Below are 14,134 nucleotides of genomic sequence, written 5' to 3'. Positions count from 1 at the left end.
TGGACAAGACTGCCTTATCGGGACGCGAGCACGGACGGGCGGGTCACCGGCGAGAACACCGCCCCGCCGACCGGCGGGTCTACGGTGGTTCCGTGATGGACGTACGCCGCGCCGACGAGCGCTACCCCGGTGGGGACCCGGGGGCCGGCATCGAGACCCGGCACGCCTTCTCCTTCGGCCCGCACTACGACCCCGCCAACCTCCGCTTCGGCGCTGTGATCGCCTGCAACGAGGAGCGTCTCGCTCCCGGCGCCGGCTTCGGCGAACACCCCCACAGTCACACCGAGATCGTGACGTGGGTGGTCGAGGGCGAGTTGACCCACCGCGACTCCCGCGGCCACGAGACGCTGGTGCGCGTCGGCGACGTGCAGCGGCTCAGCTCGGCGGCCGGCGTGCGGCACGTCGAGCGCAACGACGGCACGGGCCCGCTGACCTTCGTGCAGATGTGGCTGGCCCCGCTGGAGCCGGGTGGTGAGCCCGCCTACGACCTCGTCCGCGGTATCGCCGACTCCACGCCGTACGCCGTCCCGGAGGCGGGCGCGATGCTGCACGTACGGCGTCTGGCGGCGGGGGAGCGGACGGCCGTGCCGGACGCCCCGCGGGTCTACCTCCATGTGGTCTGCGGCGCCGTGCGGCTCGGCCCGCACGAGCTGGGGCCGGGGGACGCGGTGCGCGCCGCCGACGAGAAGGACCTGGAGGCGGTGGCCGGCGCGGGTCCGGCCGAGGTGCTGATCTGGGAGATGTCCGGCTGAGCGGGCCGCCGCCTACTCCTCGACGGTGGGCTCCTCGGCGTTGCGCCACACCGTGATGTCCACCGTGACGTAGTCGCTGGGGTCGTTCTCCGGCGCGCTGCCCTTGAAGGTGACCAGGGCGATGTGGCCGGAGGAGCTGTGCACGCACATCTGCGAACCCTTGGAGACCTGGGCGAGCTTGACCTCCTCGGTGTACCGGGTCTCGGCGCGGCAGGTGGCCAGCGAGCCCTTCTGGGCGTTGTTCAGCAGGACGACCTTCTCGCCGCTGCTGCCCAGCAGCGGGTCGTTGTCCCAGCCGCCGGCGTCGTAGTAGTAGAGGTCGCTGTCCGACTCGTAGCGGGGGCTGCTGCCGTCGGGGGCCTCGAAGGGCTTCGGCGGGGAGTCCGCGAACCGGACGGAGTAGCTCTCGGGGATGTTGATGCCCCGGTAGGTGACCGGTGTGGGGTCGGGCTGCCGCCGGGTGCTCCGCGAGTCGGTGCCGCCGCCGGTGCCGCCGCTGGTGGCGGAGGTGTCCGTGGAAGCGTCCGACGAGTCGTCGAGGCCCTTGATGACGGACGCGCAGCCGCCGAGCCAGGCCAGCCCCATCACGGTCGCGACGGCGATCCCGATCCACTTGCCGGTCTGGTTCCGCTTCGGCGGCAGCGGCAGGGGATGCGGCCGCCAGGCGGGCTGCTGGTGGGCGAAGTGCGGCTGCGGCGCGGTCGGCGGGCCGTACGACGGCTGGAACGGGGCCTGCGGCTGCGGCGGCGGGACGGCGGGACCGAACGAGGGCGTCGGCGGCACATGCCGGGCGGCCTCGGTGGGAGCCGTGTGCGCCGGGGCGTGCGCCGGGGTCCGCGGCGGCGGGGTCAGGTCGGGCCGGGTGACCGGAGCCGTGGGCGCGGGGGTTGCCGGGGCAGCCGTCGGTGCCGCCGCCAGCGCGGCCGACGCCGAAACGCGCTGGGTGATCTGCGCGGCGATGGCCTCCGGCAGCCAGGACCCGGACTGGCGCAGCGGCGTCGGCGACGCCTCCTGGCAGAGGGTGATGATCTCGGCGGGGGAGGGTCGCTCGGCCGGGTCCTTGGCCAGGCAGCGGGTGATGAAGCCGAGCGGCTCCGCGAGCCCGCTCAGGTCGGGTTCCTCGTGGACGATCCGGTACAGCACCGCGTGCGAGGGACCGTCCCCGTACGCCCCGGTGCCGCGCGCCGCGAACGCGGCCACCTGACCGAGCGCGAACACGTCCGAGGCGGGCGTGACCGACTTCCCCGCGGCCTGCTCGGGCGACATGAACGCGGGCGTGCCGATGGAGACACCGGTACCGGTCAGCGCGGTGGCGTCGGCGGCGCGGGCGATCCCGAAGTCGATGACCCGCGGACCGTCCGAGGCGAGCAGGACGTTGGACGGTTTGAGGTCGCGGTGGACGATGCCCGCCCCGTGGATCACCGACAGCGCCTCGGCCATGCCCGCGAGCAGCAGCAGGACCGACGGCGCCGGCAGCGGTCCGTGCTCGCCGACCGCCGAGGCCAGCGAGGGCCCGGCCACGTAGGCGGTGGCCAGCCAGGGCTGGGCGTCCTCGGTGTCGTAGTCGATGACCGGCGCGGTGTAGAGGCCCTGCACGCGCTGGGCTGCCTGCACCTCCTGGCGGAACCGGCGGCGGAACTCCGGGTCCTCGCTCAGTTCCGGACGGATCGTCTTGAGGGCGATCGGATGCCCGCCGGGCGTGTACGACAGGTACACCGTGCCCATACCGCCCGCGCCGAGCCGTGCCGCCAGCCGGTAGCTCGCCACCGACGTCGGGTCGCCGCTGTGCAACGGGCGGAAGTGACCGCCCGGTTGACCACCTGTCATTGCTCTCCCCCGAGATCCACGCGTTGGACGCTGTGTGCAGAGGGAGGTTAGCGGAGGAGGACGGCGCGGCGGTCAGCGGGCGGGACCGGAGCCCCGGACCTCGCCGAGCACGGCGTCCGTGAACACGGGCCACGCCTCGGCCGCCCACGGCCCGAACGCCCGGTCCGTCAAGGCCGCCGCGGCGACCCCCGCCTCGGGGTCGATCCACAGGAACGTACCGGACTGCCCGAAGTGCCCGAACGTGCGCGGCGAGGAGGAACCGCCGGTCCAGTGAGGCGACTTGGAGTCCCGGATCTCGAAGCCCAGTCCCCAGTCGTTGGGGTTCTGGTGGCCGTATCCCGGCAACACGCCCTTGGTACCGGGGTATTGGACGGTCATCGCCGACGCGACCGTCCGCGCGTCCAGCAGCCGAGGCGCCTGCACCTCGGCGGCGAACCGCAGCAGATCCTCCACCGTCGACACGCCGTCCTTCGCGGGCGAGCCCTCCAGCGCGGTCGCCGTCATTCCCAGCGGCTCCAGCACCGCCTGCCGCAGATACTCCGCGAACGGGATGTCCGTCGCCTTCGCGATGTGGTCCCCGAGCTGCTCGAAACCGGCGTTGGAGTACAGCCGCCGGTCCCCGGGCGGCGCCGTCACCCGGTGTTCGTCGAAGGCCAGCCCGGAGGTGTGCGCGAGCAGATGGCGGACTGTCGCTCCGGGCGGCCCGGCGGGCTCGTCCAGCTCGACCGCCCCCTCCTCGTACGCGACGAGGGCGGCGTACGCGGTCAGCGGCTTGGTCACCGAGGCCAGCGGGAAACGCCGGCCGACCGGGCCGTGCGTGCCCGCGACCGTGCCGTCGGCCCGTACGACACCCGCCGCGGCGGAGGGGACCGGCCAGTTCTCGATCAGCGCGAGGCTCGTGAGCGACATGGCCATGAGCCTACCTTCGGACTTCTTACCGAATTCGCTTGCTTGGAGTGCGCTCGAAGGTCATAGCGTGGAGGACATGACGGTGTTGCAGACCACACCCGTGACGAACCAAGAAGGCCCACCCCCCGCAGACGTCTGTTCCGCCCCGCCACCGGGGCATCCCCGCCCCGACGGGCAGGACCGCTACACGATCAGCGAGGTGGTCGCCTTCACCGGCCTGACGGCGCACACCCTGCGCTGGTACGAGCGGATCGGCCTGATGGCCCACGTCGACCGTTCGCACACCGGCCAGCGCCGCTACAGCAACCGCGACCTCGACTGGCTCGATCTGGTCGGCAAGCTGCGGCTGACCGGAATGCCGGTCGCCGACATGGTCCGGTACGCGGAGCTGGTGCGCGAGGGGGAGAACACGTTCGACGAGCGGCGCGAGCTGCTCGAACAGACCCGCCGGGACGTCCGGGCGCGGATCGCCGAACTCCAGGACACGCTCGCCGTGCTCGACCGGAAGATCACGTTCTACTCGGACGCCACACGGGCGTACGAATCGGAGAGGACCCGATGACCGACAGCAGGATCCCCACGGCACGACTCGGCGAAGCGGGTCCGGAGGTGGGCGTCCAGGGCCTGGGCTGCATGGGCATGAGCTTCGCCTACGGCCCCTCGGACGCCAAGGAGTCACGGGCCGCCCTGGACCGCGCCCTGGACCTGGGCGTCACCCTGTACGACACGGCGGACGCGTACGGAGCCGGTGCCAACGAGGAGTTCCTCGCCCCGTTCTTCAAGGCGCACCGCGACGAGGTCGTCATCGCCACCAAGTTCGCCCTGTCGATCCCGGCGGACGACCCGAGCCGCCGCATCATCCGCAACGACGCGCCCTACATCCGCCAGGCCGTCGAGGCCAGCCTGAAGCGCCTGGACGTCGATGTCATCGACCTCTACTACATGCACCGGCGCGATCCGGCCGTGCCGATCGAGGACACCGTCGGCGTGATGGCCGAGCTGGTGCGCGAGGGCAAGGTCAAGCATCTGGGCCTGAGCGAGGTCACGGCCGACGAGCTGCGGGCCGCGCGGGGCGTGCACCCGATCGCCGCCGTGCAGTCGGAGTGGTCGCTGTTCAGCCGGGACATCGAGGACCGGGTGGTGCCGGCCGCCCGTGAGCTGGGCGTCGCGCTCGTGCCCTACTCCCCGCTCGGCCGGGGCTTCCTCTCCGGTTCCTTCGTCGACGCCGACAAGGACCTCACCGCCGACGACCTGCGCCGTCAGCACCCCCGCTTCACCGGGGGGAACGCGGCGGCCAACGCCGCCCTCCTGGAGCCGGTCCGCGCGGTCGCCCGCGCCCACGACGCCACCGCGGCCCAGGTCGCCCTGGCCTGGGTCCACCAGCAGGCCGGCGTCCACGGCCTGCCGGTGATCCCGATCCCGGGGACCCGCAAGGCCGGCCGGGTGACAGAGAACGTACGGGCGACGGGCATCGAGCTGAGCGCGGACGAGCTGGCGCTCCTGGAGCCGATCGCGGGCAAGGTCGCGGGCGACCGGTACGCCGACATGACGTTCACCTCCGCCGGCCGGGAGGCCCTCTCCTGAGGACCGAGCCGCGAGGCCCTCTTCCGAGGAACGGGAGGACCTAGAGCTCCGCCAGCAGCTCCGCCTTCTTCACGGAGAACTCGTCGTCCGTGACCAGTCCGGCGCCGTGGAGTTCCCCGAGGTGGCGGATCCGCTCGGCGACGTCCGCCGGATCGCGGCGGGGGGCCGTGACCGCCACCGCGGCCACGGCCCCCCGCCCGCGCACCGCGGACAGCACGGCCGCCGCGAACGGCAGCGACTCGTGCACGGCCCCGTAACCCAGCCCGAACACCACGGCCGCCGGGTCCTGGTCGGCCTGCGTGGGCAGGTCGTCCCCTCGCAGCAGCCGCAGACAGCCCTCGAGGGCCTCGGGCGAGCGCCACTCCACCCCGGTCAGCTCCGACACGGCGAAGCTCTGGTCGCCGGCTTTCCACTTCGCGGACGAGGCCCCGGTCCAGAACCAGCGGAACCGTACGGTCCGCCCGTCGAAGGACGCCTTCGCGTCGTACGCCTTGAACGACAGCGGCGCCTCCGGCGCGGCCACCAGGAACCGCTCGGCCGGCCCGGACTCCGTCAGCCCCGCCCGCAGCTCGTCGGCGTAGTACTCCGCGAGCGCGTCCCGCTCGGCGGGCAGCACCAGCCGGTACGGGTCACAGGTCTCCTTCAGCTGTCCCGCCGCCACCTCCGTCAGCGGATCGGCGCCGGGCCGCGGGGCGATGCGCAGCACCACCGTCCCGCGCCTCCCGGGTTCGAGCGTCACCGCCTCGATCGCCGCCAGCGGGATCCGGCGCTCGCCCAGCGCGGAGAACAGCTTGGGGGTGCGGATGCCCCGTTCGTAGCGGATGAGGACGGAGTCGGACTCGAACTCCCAGGCGGCATGAAACCCGGCCAGTACGTCACCCATGCGGCTCATCGTATGCGGCACTCGCTCCATCGTCCCCTCCTCGCGCGCACCGTGATTTTTGCGCCTCTACGCGCGTCCGGCCGTGGTCGTGCCGGGCAGATCCTCCCGGCAAGCGTCTTTGCCGTCGGCGCACCGCACCGAGCCGTACTCGCCGGTGCCGATGTCCGCGAAGTTGCGCAGGCTGTCCGTGCCCGGTTCGAAGTAGCCGCCGTGGCCGCTGGCCTCGCGGGCCGACAGCACCCGCGCGCCGAACCCGGACGCCACCGGGTCCGCGCCGTGCCCCAGACCGCCCAGCTCCAGATACGGCACGTCCTGCACCCAGTCGTCGGAGTCGCGCATCGCCCACACCCGGGCGTCGGTGTGCAGCTGCGCGGCGTTCTCCACCCGCATCCCGGGGCTGCCCGCCACCGCGATGTCGGCCACCCGGCCCGGCAGGGTGTGCGCGGCGACCCCGCACACCACGGAGCCGTAGCTGTGACAGAACAGGGAGACGGGAGAGCGGCCGGGCAGGCCGCGCACCAGGGCGTTCAGCCGCACGGCGCCCCGCTCGGCGCGCATCGCGGTCGCCGAGTCGAAGCCGAGTCCGGACGGCGAGGTGTAGTCCGCCCAGGCGATCACGGCCGTCCGCGTCGTGGGGCGCGCCTTGCGCTCGGCCGCGTACAGTGCCTCGGCCATGCCGACGGGCGCCGAATACCTGCGGTCGGTGCGCTGGAAGGTGAGCAGCGCCGTGTCCACGCCGGGGACGACGACGGAGATCCGCCCGGCCCGGTCGAGGTCGCCGAACACCTCGGCGACCCGGCCGCTGCCCCCGGGGTCGAAGGCGAGGATCTGACGGCCGGCGGCGGTCATCGACTCGAGACGTCGCATACGCCGGCCGGCCTCGTGCTGCCCGGTGGGCGAGAGCCGCTCGTCCCGCATCCGGGCGCGCTCGACGCCGATCTGCTCCTGGATCGCGATGCGGTTGGCGCGGTAGCGCAGCGTGGCGGGGGCGCCGTTCATGTTGCCGACGGCGAGGGGGTAGCGCTCGGCGAGCCCGGCGCGCTGGGCCGCGGTGAGCGAGGTGAAGAACCGTGCGAGCCGGGCCGGGGCCGCCTGCGGGTCGGGCAGCCGGCGTCCGGCGACCCGGCCGCGCTCCCATGCGGTGAGCGAGGCCTTGAGCGCGGTGGTCCCCTCGTGCCGGTGGACGGCGGTCCAGCCGGTGGTCGTCAGCATCACGAACACCACGGCCAGTGCGAGCAGTGCGCGCCATGCCGTCAGTTGCGGGGAGGTGTCGAAGGAAGTCACTGGGAGGACACACTAGGAGAACGAGAAGGTCTCGGGTCGCAGGAGTGACAGGGATCACGGTTTCGGCGGACGAGAAGGCCTCGGGGGCCTTTCGGGGCCTGCATCGTCCATGGCCGACGCGACCACGCCGTGCGTCACGTCCCGGTCCGCCAGCTGCCCAGCAGGGCCGGTCCCACCTGATCCAGGTACCGGGACGCCAGCTCGCGCATCTCCTCCAGGCCGAAGTCCCCGCCCGTGCTCCATTGCCGTTCCGTCACCCGCATCACCGCGCCGAAGACGGCCACCGCCAGCCGTGGCCGCGGGTCGTCCACGCCCAGCCCCTCGCGGTGGGCGAGCACTCGCGCGATCGCCTCCTCGGTCTCGGCCGAGCGCCGCAGATGTGCGGCGAGCAGGACCGGGGTCGACTCGATCACCCGGTACATGCGCAGATACAGCTCGACGGACGCGATCGACTCGATGGCCTCGCTGAGGGAACTCCAGCCCTCCAGGACCGCCTGCCGCAGCGCCTCCATCGGCGCCTCGTGGGCCGGTCGGGCCCGTACCCCTTCGACGAAGCGCGCCACCGTGATGCCCTCCAGGGCGAGCGCGGCCTCCTCCTTGCCGGCGAAATAGCGGAAGAAGGTGCGCTGCGAGACGCCCACGGCCTCCGCGATCTCGTCGACGGTCGTCCGCTCGTACCCCTGCGAGGTGAACAGGTGGACGGCCGCCCGCAGCAACTCGTCACGGGTGCGGCGCTTCTTCATCTCCCGCAGCCCCGGCCGCGGCGTGGTGGTCTCCATGGCGACCTCTCCTTCTGCCGTCCGTCCGCCCGGGCAAGGGCGGTGACATGTCAGTTGCCGACTTGTGAATCAGTTTGTCAACTGTCAGCGGCTGTCACTAGCCTCGAACACATGACTAGTCAGACCACCATCGACACGACGGGACCGGCGGACAAGTCGCCCTCGAACCCGTCGGACCAGCCACCGGCCAAGGGGCTGCGCGGCCATCCGTGGTTCACGCTCATCACCGTCGCCGTCGGGGTCATGATGGTGGCCCTCGACGGCACGATCGTGGCCATCGCCAACCCGGCCATCGCCAAGGACCTCGGCGCCACCTTCGCCGAGGTGCAGTGGATCACCAACGCGTACTTCCTCGCCCTCGCGGTCTGCCTGATCACCGCGGGCAAGCTCGGTGACCGATTCGGCCACCGCCAGACCTTCCTGATAGGTGTCGTCGGCTTCGCCGCCGCCTCCGGCGCGATCGGCCTGTCCGACAGCATCGCGTTCGTCGTCACCTTCCGCGTCCTCCAGGGTCTGTTCGGCGCACTGCTCATGCCGGCCGCGCTCGGCCTGCTGCGGGCGACGTTCCCGGCCGAGAAGCTCAACATGGCCATCGGCATCTGGGGCATGGTCATCGGTGCCTCCACCGCCGGTGGCCCGATCCTGGGCGGCGTCCTCGTCGAGCACGTCAACTGGCAGTCCGTGTTCTTCATCAACGTGCCGGTCGGCGTCCTCGCCGTCGCCCTCGGTGTGGTGATGCTGCTCGACCACCGCGCCGAGAAGGCCCCGCGCTCCTTCGACATCCTGGGCATCGCGCTGCTCTCCGGCGCGATGTTCTGCCTGGTCTGGGCCCTCATCAAGGCTCCCGAATGGGGCTGGGGCGACGGCAGGACCTGGGCGTTCGTCGGTGGCTCCGTGCTGCTCTTCGCGTGCTTCGCCGCCTGGGAGAACTTCGTCGCGGAACCGCTCGTGCCGCTGGGCCTGTTCCGCTCGTTGCCGCTGTCCGCAGGTGTCGTCCTGATGGTTTTGATGGCCATCGCCTTCATGGGCGGCCTCTTCTTCGTGACGTTCTACCTCCAGAACGTGCACGGTATGGGCCCGGTCGACGCCGGCCTGCATCTGCTTCCACTCACCGGGATGATGATCGTCGGCTCCCCGCTGGCGGGCGCGATGATCACCAAGGTCGGTCCGCGCGTCCCGCTGGCCGGCGGCATGCTCTGCGTGGCGATCGCCATGTTCGGCATGTCCACCCTGAAGACGGACACCGGCAGCCTGGCGATGTCCGTCTGGTTCGCCCTGCTCGGCCTCGGCCTCGCCCCCGTCATGGTCGGCGCCACCGAGGTCATCGTCGGCAACGCCCCCATGGAGCTGTCCGGAGTCGCCGGCGGTCTCCAGCAGGCCGCCATGCAGATCGGCGGCAGTCTCGGTACGGCCGTCCTCGGTGCCGTGATGGCCTCCAAGGTCGACAGCGACCTGCCCGGCAACTGGAAGGGCGCCGGCCTGCCCGAACTCACCCCCACCCAACTGGGCCAGGCCTCCGAGGCCGTCCAGGTCGGTGTGGCGCCGGTGGCCGAGGGCACGCCCGCGGAGATCGCCGCGAAGATCACCGACGTCGCCCACGACACCTTCATCTCCGGGATGAGTCTCGCCTCGCTCGTCGCGGCCGGGGTCGCGGCCGTCGCCGTGTTCGTCGCGCTGCTCACCAAGCGCGGGGAGAACGCCGAGGCGGGCGCCGGGGTCGGTCACCTCTGACGGGACCCGGCTCCGAGGCCGCTCCGAGCCGGACGCGGCTTCGCTCTCCGACGCGGTTTCGGCTCGCTGAACGGGTTTCGACTCTGACGGATCTTCAGCGGAATTCCCCTATCAGGGTGAGAACGCTAAAGGTTTCTCGCGTCCGGTACGCGCCGCAGGTCACAGTGGGTCAAGCCCTCCGGATGGGAGGGCGGCCGGGGCTGCGGCGCGCTGCCGGAGGGGGACAGCGCGCCGACGGCCCTCGCCCGTTGCCGCATAACCGGTGTGAGGCGGGTACCCGAACCATCGAAACAGTCCCAGGCACAAGGGAGTTGACGATGGCGGGCTTTGGACATGGAACGCGCGGGCACCCCCGTTCACGTGGCCGGACGTGGTCACGGAGCGGGCCGGACAACGCGACGCTCGGCATTGTCGGCCTGGTCTGCGCGGTCGCCGGCTTCTTCGCGCTGGGGATCGTCCTCGGTCCCGCGGCGATCGTCTGCGGCTGGTTGGCCATGGGCCGCAGCTGGGCGGGACCCCGCCCGGTGCCGGCCCTGGTCGCCGTCGTCCTCGGCGCGATCGACACACTGCTCGCCCTGGTGTGGCTGACCGGGACGGGGATGGCCGGGAACGGGCTGCTGTGAGACGGGGGCTCCGGCGGGGCGCGTTCTCGTCCCCGCCACCCCTTCTCGCCCCTGCCCCGGGGACCGCGTCCCCGGACCGCGCTTCTCAGCTCACCGGGTCGGGTTGCGGGTGGGCATGGGCCGGGGATCCGGGGGCGGAGTCCCAGGGCCCGGCGGGGCTTGCCTGACGACGGGGTGGGCCCGCAGGGCCGCCACCTCCGCGCGCAGAGCGCTGACCTCGGCCGTGAGGGTGCGGATCGCCTCCGTCTGCTCGCGTTCCTCCACGTCGTCCTTCTCGAACCGCTCGATGAACCACGCGGCGATGTTCGCGGTGACGACACCCAGCAGCGCGATCCCGGACAGCATCAGCCCGACCGCGATCAGCCTCCCGAGCCCCGTGGTCGGCGCGTGATCGCCGTACCCCACGGTCGTCATCGTCGTGAACGACCACCACAGCGCGTCATCCAGCGACCGGATGTTCCCCTGCGGTGACTCCCGCTCTACGGACAGCACCGCGAGCGAGCCGAAGACCAGCAGCCCCAGCACCGAGCCCGCGACATACGTCGTCAGCCGGACCTGCGATGCCATCCGGGCCCGCTGCCCCACCAGCAGCAGGGTCGACACGAGCCGCAGCAGCCTGAGCGGCTGGATCAGCGGCAGCAGCACCGCGCACAGGTCGAGCCACTGCGCGCGCACGAACTCCCGCCGCCGCTCGGCCAGCACCAGCCGCACCGCGTAGTCCACGGCGAACGCCGCCCACACCCCCCATTCGACCCAGGCGCACGCGGACGTCAGCGACGGTCGGGCCGAGGTGTGCACGATGGGCACGGCGTAGGCGACGGCGAACACCAGGGCCAGCGCCAGCAGCGGCCGCTGCGTCCGCCGCTCCCACCGGTCCCGCGCCGATTGTTGCTCCATGCCCGCATCGTAGGGAACGCACAGGGGGCGGCGGAGCCGACAGGCCCCGCCGCCCCTCAGCGACCCGGTCCGGGACGGCCGCTACGCGTCGCCGCCCGCCGCCCCCGGATCGGCCGACGCCACGTCCAGCAACTGGTAGCGGTCGATGGCCTGCTTCAGCGAGGACCGGTCGACCTTGCCCTCCTTGGCCAGCTCGGTCAGCACCGCCAGGACCACCGACTGCGCGTCGATGTGGAAGAAGCGGCGCGCGGCCCCACGGGTGTCCGCGAAGCCGAAGCCGTCCGCGCCCAGCGACTGGTACGGCCCCGGCACCCAGCGCGCGATCTGGTCCGGCACCGACCGCATCCAGTCGGAGACGGCCACGAACGGCCCCTCGGCCCCGCTGAGCTTGCGCGTCACGTACGGCACGCGCTGCTCCTCCTCCGGATGCAGCAGGTTGTGCCGCTCGACGTCGACCGCCTCGCGCCGCAGCTCGTTCCAGGAGGTCGCCGACCAGACGTCGGCGCGCACGTTCCACTCCTCGGCCAGGATCCGCTGCGCCTCCACGGCCCAGGGGACGGCCACACCGGAGGCGAGGATCTGCGCCGGGATCGCCCCGGAGGTGCCCTCACTGAAGCGGTACACGCCCTTGAGGATGCCCTCCACGTCCACGTTCTCGGGCTCGGCAGGGTGCTGGATCGGCTCGTTGTAGACGGTGAGGTAGTAGAAGACGTCCTCGCTGTCCGGGCCGTACATCCGGCGCAGACCGTCCTTGACGATGTGCGCGATCTCGAAGCCGAACGCCGGGTCGTACGCCACACAACCCGGGTTCGTCGAGGCGAGCAGCTGCGAGTGGCCGTCGGCGTGCTGGAGTCCCTCACCGGTCAGCGTCGTACGTCCGGCAGTCGCACCCAGCACGAAACCGCGCGCCAACTGGTCCGCCATCTGCCAGAACTGGTCGCCGGTGCGCTGGAAACCGAACATCGAGTAGAAGACGTACACCGGGATGAGCGGCTCGCCGTGCGTGGCGTACGCCGAACCTGCCGCGATCAGCGAGGCCGTGCAGCCCGCCTCGGAGATGCCGTCGTGCAGCATCTGCCCGGTCGGGGACTCCTTGTACGCGAGCAGCAGCTCCCGGTCGACCGACTCGTACTGCTGGCCGAGCGGGTTGTAGATCTTCGCGCTCGGGAAGAACGAGTCCATGCCGAAGGTGCGGTACTCGTCCGGCGCGATCAGTACGAACCGCTTGCCGATCTCCTTGTCCCGCATGAGGTCCTTGAGGAGCCGCACGAAGGCCATGGTCGTGGCGATGGACTGCTGGCCGGAGCCCTTCTTCACCGTCGCGTACGTCTTGTCGTCGGGCAGTCGCAGCGGCTGGGCGCGCACGACGCGGGTCGGGACGTACCCGCCGAGCCCCTTACGCCGGTCGTGCATGTACTGGATCTCCTCGGAGTCGCGCCCCGGGTGGTAGTACGGCGGCGCGCCGCTCTCCAGCTCCTTGTCGGAGATGGGCAGGTGCAGCCGGTCGCGGAAGCCCTTGAGATCGTCGACCGTCAGCTTCTTCATCTGGTGCGTGGCGTTGCGGCCCTCGAAGTTGGGTCCGAGGGTCCAGCCCTTGACCGTCTTCGCCAGGATGACCGTGGGCTGGCCGGTGTGCTCCACGGCCGCCTTGAACGCCGCGTAGATCTTCCGGTGGTCGTGACCGCCACGGCCCAGGTGCAGGATCTGGTCGTCGGTCATGCCCTCGACCATCGCGCGCAGGCGGTGGTCGTCGCCGAAGAAGTGGTCGCGGATGTACGCGCCGGACTCCGTGGCGTAGGTCTGGAACTGGCCGTCCGGGGTGGTGTTCATCTTGTTGACGAGGATGCCGTCGCGGTCCTGGGCGAGCAGCGGGTCCCAGGTGCGGTCCCAGATCAGCTTGATCACGTTCCAGCCGGCACCCCGGAAGACCGACTCCAGCTCCTGGATGACCTTGCCGTTGCCGCGCACCGGGCCGTCGAGGCGCTGGAGGTTGCAGTTGACCACGAAGGTCAGGTTGTCCAGGCCCTCGCGCGCGGCGATGGTCAGCTGCCCGAGCGACTCCGGCTCGTCCATCTCGCCGTCGCCGAGGAAGGCCCACACGTGCGACTTCGACGTGTCGGCGATCCCGCGCGCGTGCATGTAGCGGTTCATCCGCGCCTGGTAGATCGCGCCGATCGGCCCGAGGCCCATCGACACGGTCGGGAACTCCCAGAAGTCAGGCATCAACCGCGGGTGCGGGTACGAGGACAGGCCGTACGGCGCCTTGGACTTCTCCTGGCGGAACGCGTCGAGGTTCTGCTCGCTCAGCCGGTCGAGCATGAAGGCGCGGGCGTAGATGCCGGGCGAGGCGTGGCCCTGGAAGAAGACCTGGTCGCCGCCGTCGCCCTCGTCCTTGCCGCGGAAGAAGTGGTTGAAGCCCACGTCGTACAGCGACGCCGAGGAGGCGAAGGTGGCGATGTGGCCGCCGACGCCGATGCCCGGCCGCTGCGCGCGCGAGACCATCACGGCCGCGTTCCAGCGGGTCGCGTTGAGGATCTTCCGCTCGATCTCCTCGTTGCCCGGGAAGAACGGCTCGGCGCGCGTGGGAATGGTGTTGACGTAGTCCGTGCTGCGCATCTCGGGCACGGCCACGCGCTTCTCGCGGGCCCGCTCGATCAGGCGCAGCATGAGGTAGCGGGCCCGCTCCCGGCCTCGCTCGTCGACGGCGGCGTCGAGGGAGTCGAGCCACTCCCGGGTTTCCTCGGGATCGAAGTCAGGAACCTGACTCGGAAGGCCGCCAATGATGATCGGGTTGCGATCGGATCCGGAAGCCACGCTGGTCCTTACCTGTCAGAGGGGCTGTGTGGGGCTGTGTGGGCGGGGGGC

General features: G+C 71.6%; 12 protein-coding genes. 5 read left to right on the top strand and 7 right to left on the bottom strand.

The window, feature by feature from the left end:
* Positions 1–92: 92 nt before the first annotated feature.
* Positions 93–752, top strand: coding sequence for a pirin family protein (locus tag ACZ5Y0_RS01090; protein WP_469126541.1), 660 nt, complete (start codon positions 93–95; stop codon positions 750–752).
* A 12-nt stretch (positions 753–764) separates the two neighbouring features.
* On the opposite strand, the gene ACZ5Y0_RS01085 is transcribed toward ACZ5Y0_RS01090, so the two are convergent.
* Both ACZ5Y0_RS01085 and ACZ5Y0_RS01080 read right to left on the bottom strand, forming a co-directional pair.
* Positions 765–2,579: a serine/threonine-protein kinase gene (locus ACZ5Y0_RS01085; RefSeq protein ID WP_469126540.1), complete on the bottom strand. Its 1,815-nt coding sequence runs from the start codon at positions 2,577–2,579 to the stop codon at positions 765–767.
* 72 nt (positions 2,580–2,651) lie between these two features.
* Positions 2,652–3,488 (bottom strand): serine hydrolase domain-containing protein, encoded by an 837-nt coding sequence (locus tag ACZ5Y0_RS01080; protein WP_469126539.1) that lies wholly within the window; start codon positions 3,486–3,488, stop codon positions 2,652–2,654.
* Between the two features lie 76 nt (positions 3,489–3,564).
* Between ACZ5Y0_RS01080 and ACZ5Y0_RS01075 the strand changes: the two genes are divergently transcribed.
* Together ACZ5Y0_RS01075 and ACZ5Y0_RS01070 are read left to right on the top strand one after the other, a co-directional pair.
* A complete protein-coding gene (locus ACZ5Y0_RS01075) occupies positions 3,565–4,050 on the top strand; it encodes a MerR family transcriptional regulator (protein WP_469126538.1) in 486 nt (161 codons plus the stop codon).
* Positions 4,047–5,072 carry an aldo/keto reductase gene (locus ACZ5Y0_RS01070; protein ID WP_469126537.1) on the top strand — a complete coding sequence of 342 codons (1,026 nt, stop codon included), beginning with the start codon at positions 4,047–4,049 and terminating at the stop codon, positions 5,070–5,072. The genes ACZ5Y0_RS01075 and ACZ5Y0_RS01070 overlap by 4 nt, the downstream gene beginning before the upstream one ends.
* Positions 5,073–5,112: 40 nt before the next feature.
* Here ACZ5Y0_RS01070 and ACZ5Y0_RS01065 read toward each other — a convergent pair whose 3' ends face one another.
* The 3 genes from ACZ5Y0_RS01065 to ACZ5Y0_RS01055 form a co-directional block, all read right to left on the bottom strand.
* The gene (locus tag ACZ5Y0_RS01065; RefSeq protein ID WP_469126947.1) at positions 5,113–5,964 is read right to left on the bottom strand and encodes a DUF4429 domain-containing protein; all 852 of its coding nucleotides are present in this window, start codon (positions 5,962–5,964) and stop codon (positions 5,113–5,115) included.
* A gap of 57 nt (positions 5,965–6,021) precedes the next feature.
* Complete coding sequence (locus ACZ5Y0_RS01060; RefSeq protein WP_469126536.1) at positions 6,022–7,239, bottom strand: alpha/beta hydrolase; 1,218 nt, start codon at positions 7,237–7,239, stop codon at positions 6,022–6,024.
* 134 nt (positions 7,240–7,373) lie between these two features.
* Positions 7,374–8,018 carry a TetR family transcriptional regulator gene (locus tag ACZ5Y0_RS01055; RefSeq protein WP_469126535.1) on the bottom strand — a complete coding sequence of 215 codons (645 nt, stop codon included), beginning with the start codon at positions 8,016–8,018 and terminating at the stop codon, positions 7,374–7,376.
* 111 nt (positions 8,019–8,129) lie between these two features.
* Between ACZ5Y0_RS01055 and ACZ5Y0_RS01050 the strand changes: the two genes are divergently transcribed.
* Together ACZ5Y0_RS01050 and ACZ5Y0_RS01045 are read left to right on the top strand one after the other, a co-directional pair.
* Positions 8,130–9,749, top strand: coding sequence for an MFS transporter (locus ACZ5Y0_RS01050; RefSeq protein ID WP_469126534.1), 1,620 nt, complete (start codon positions 8,130–8,132; stop codon positions 9,747–9,749).
* 317 nt (positions 9,750–10,066) lie between these two features.
* On the top strand, positions 10,067–10,372 hold the full coding sequence (locus tag ACZ5Y0_RS01045) for a small hydrophobic protein (RefSeq protein ID WP_469126533.1): 306 nt from the start codon (positions 10,067–10,069) through the stop codon (positions 10,370–10,372).
* Between the two features lie 90 nt (positions 10,373–10,462).
* Here the strand turns inward: ACZ5Y0_RS01045 and ACZ5Y0_RS01040 are convergent, their stop codons facing one another.
* Complete coding sequence (locus ACZ5Y0_RS01040) at positions 10,463–11,269, bottom strand: potassium channel family protein (RefSeq protein ID WP_469126532.1); 807 nt, start codon at positions 11,267–11,269, stop codon at positions 10,463–10,465.
* A gap of 81 nt (positions 11,270–11,350) precedes the next feature.
* On the bottom strand, positions 11,351–14,083 hold the full coding sequence (gene aceE / locus ACZ5Y0_RS01035; RefSeq protein WP_469126531.1) for a pyruvate dehydrogenase (acetyl-transferring), homodimeric type: 2,733 nt from the start codon (positions 14,081–14,083) through the stop codon (positions 11,351–11,353).
* Between the last annotated feature and the right edge of the window lie 51 nt (positions 14,084–14,134).

This window comes from Streptomyces sp. NPDC033216, from assembly GCF_055577115.1.
Note: the sequence above shows the minus strand (reverse complement) of the source record. Positions and strands in the feature narration are given on the sequence as shown.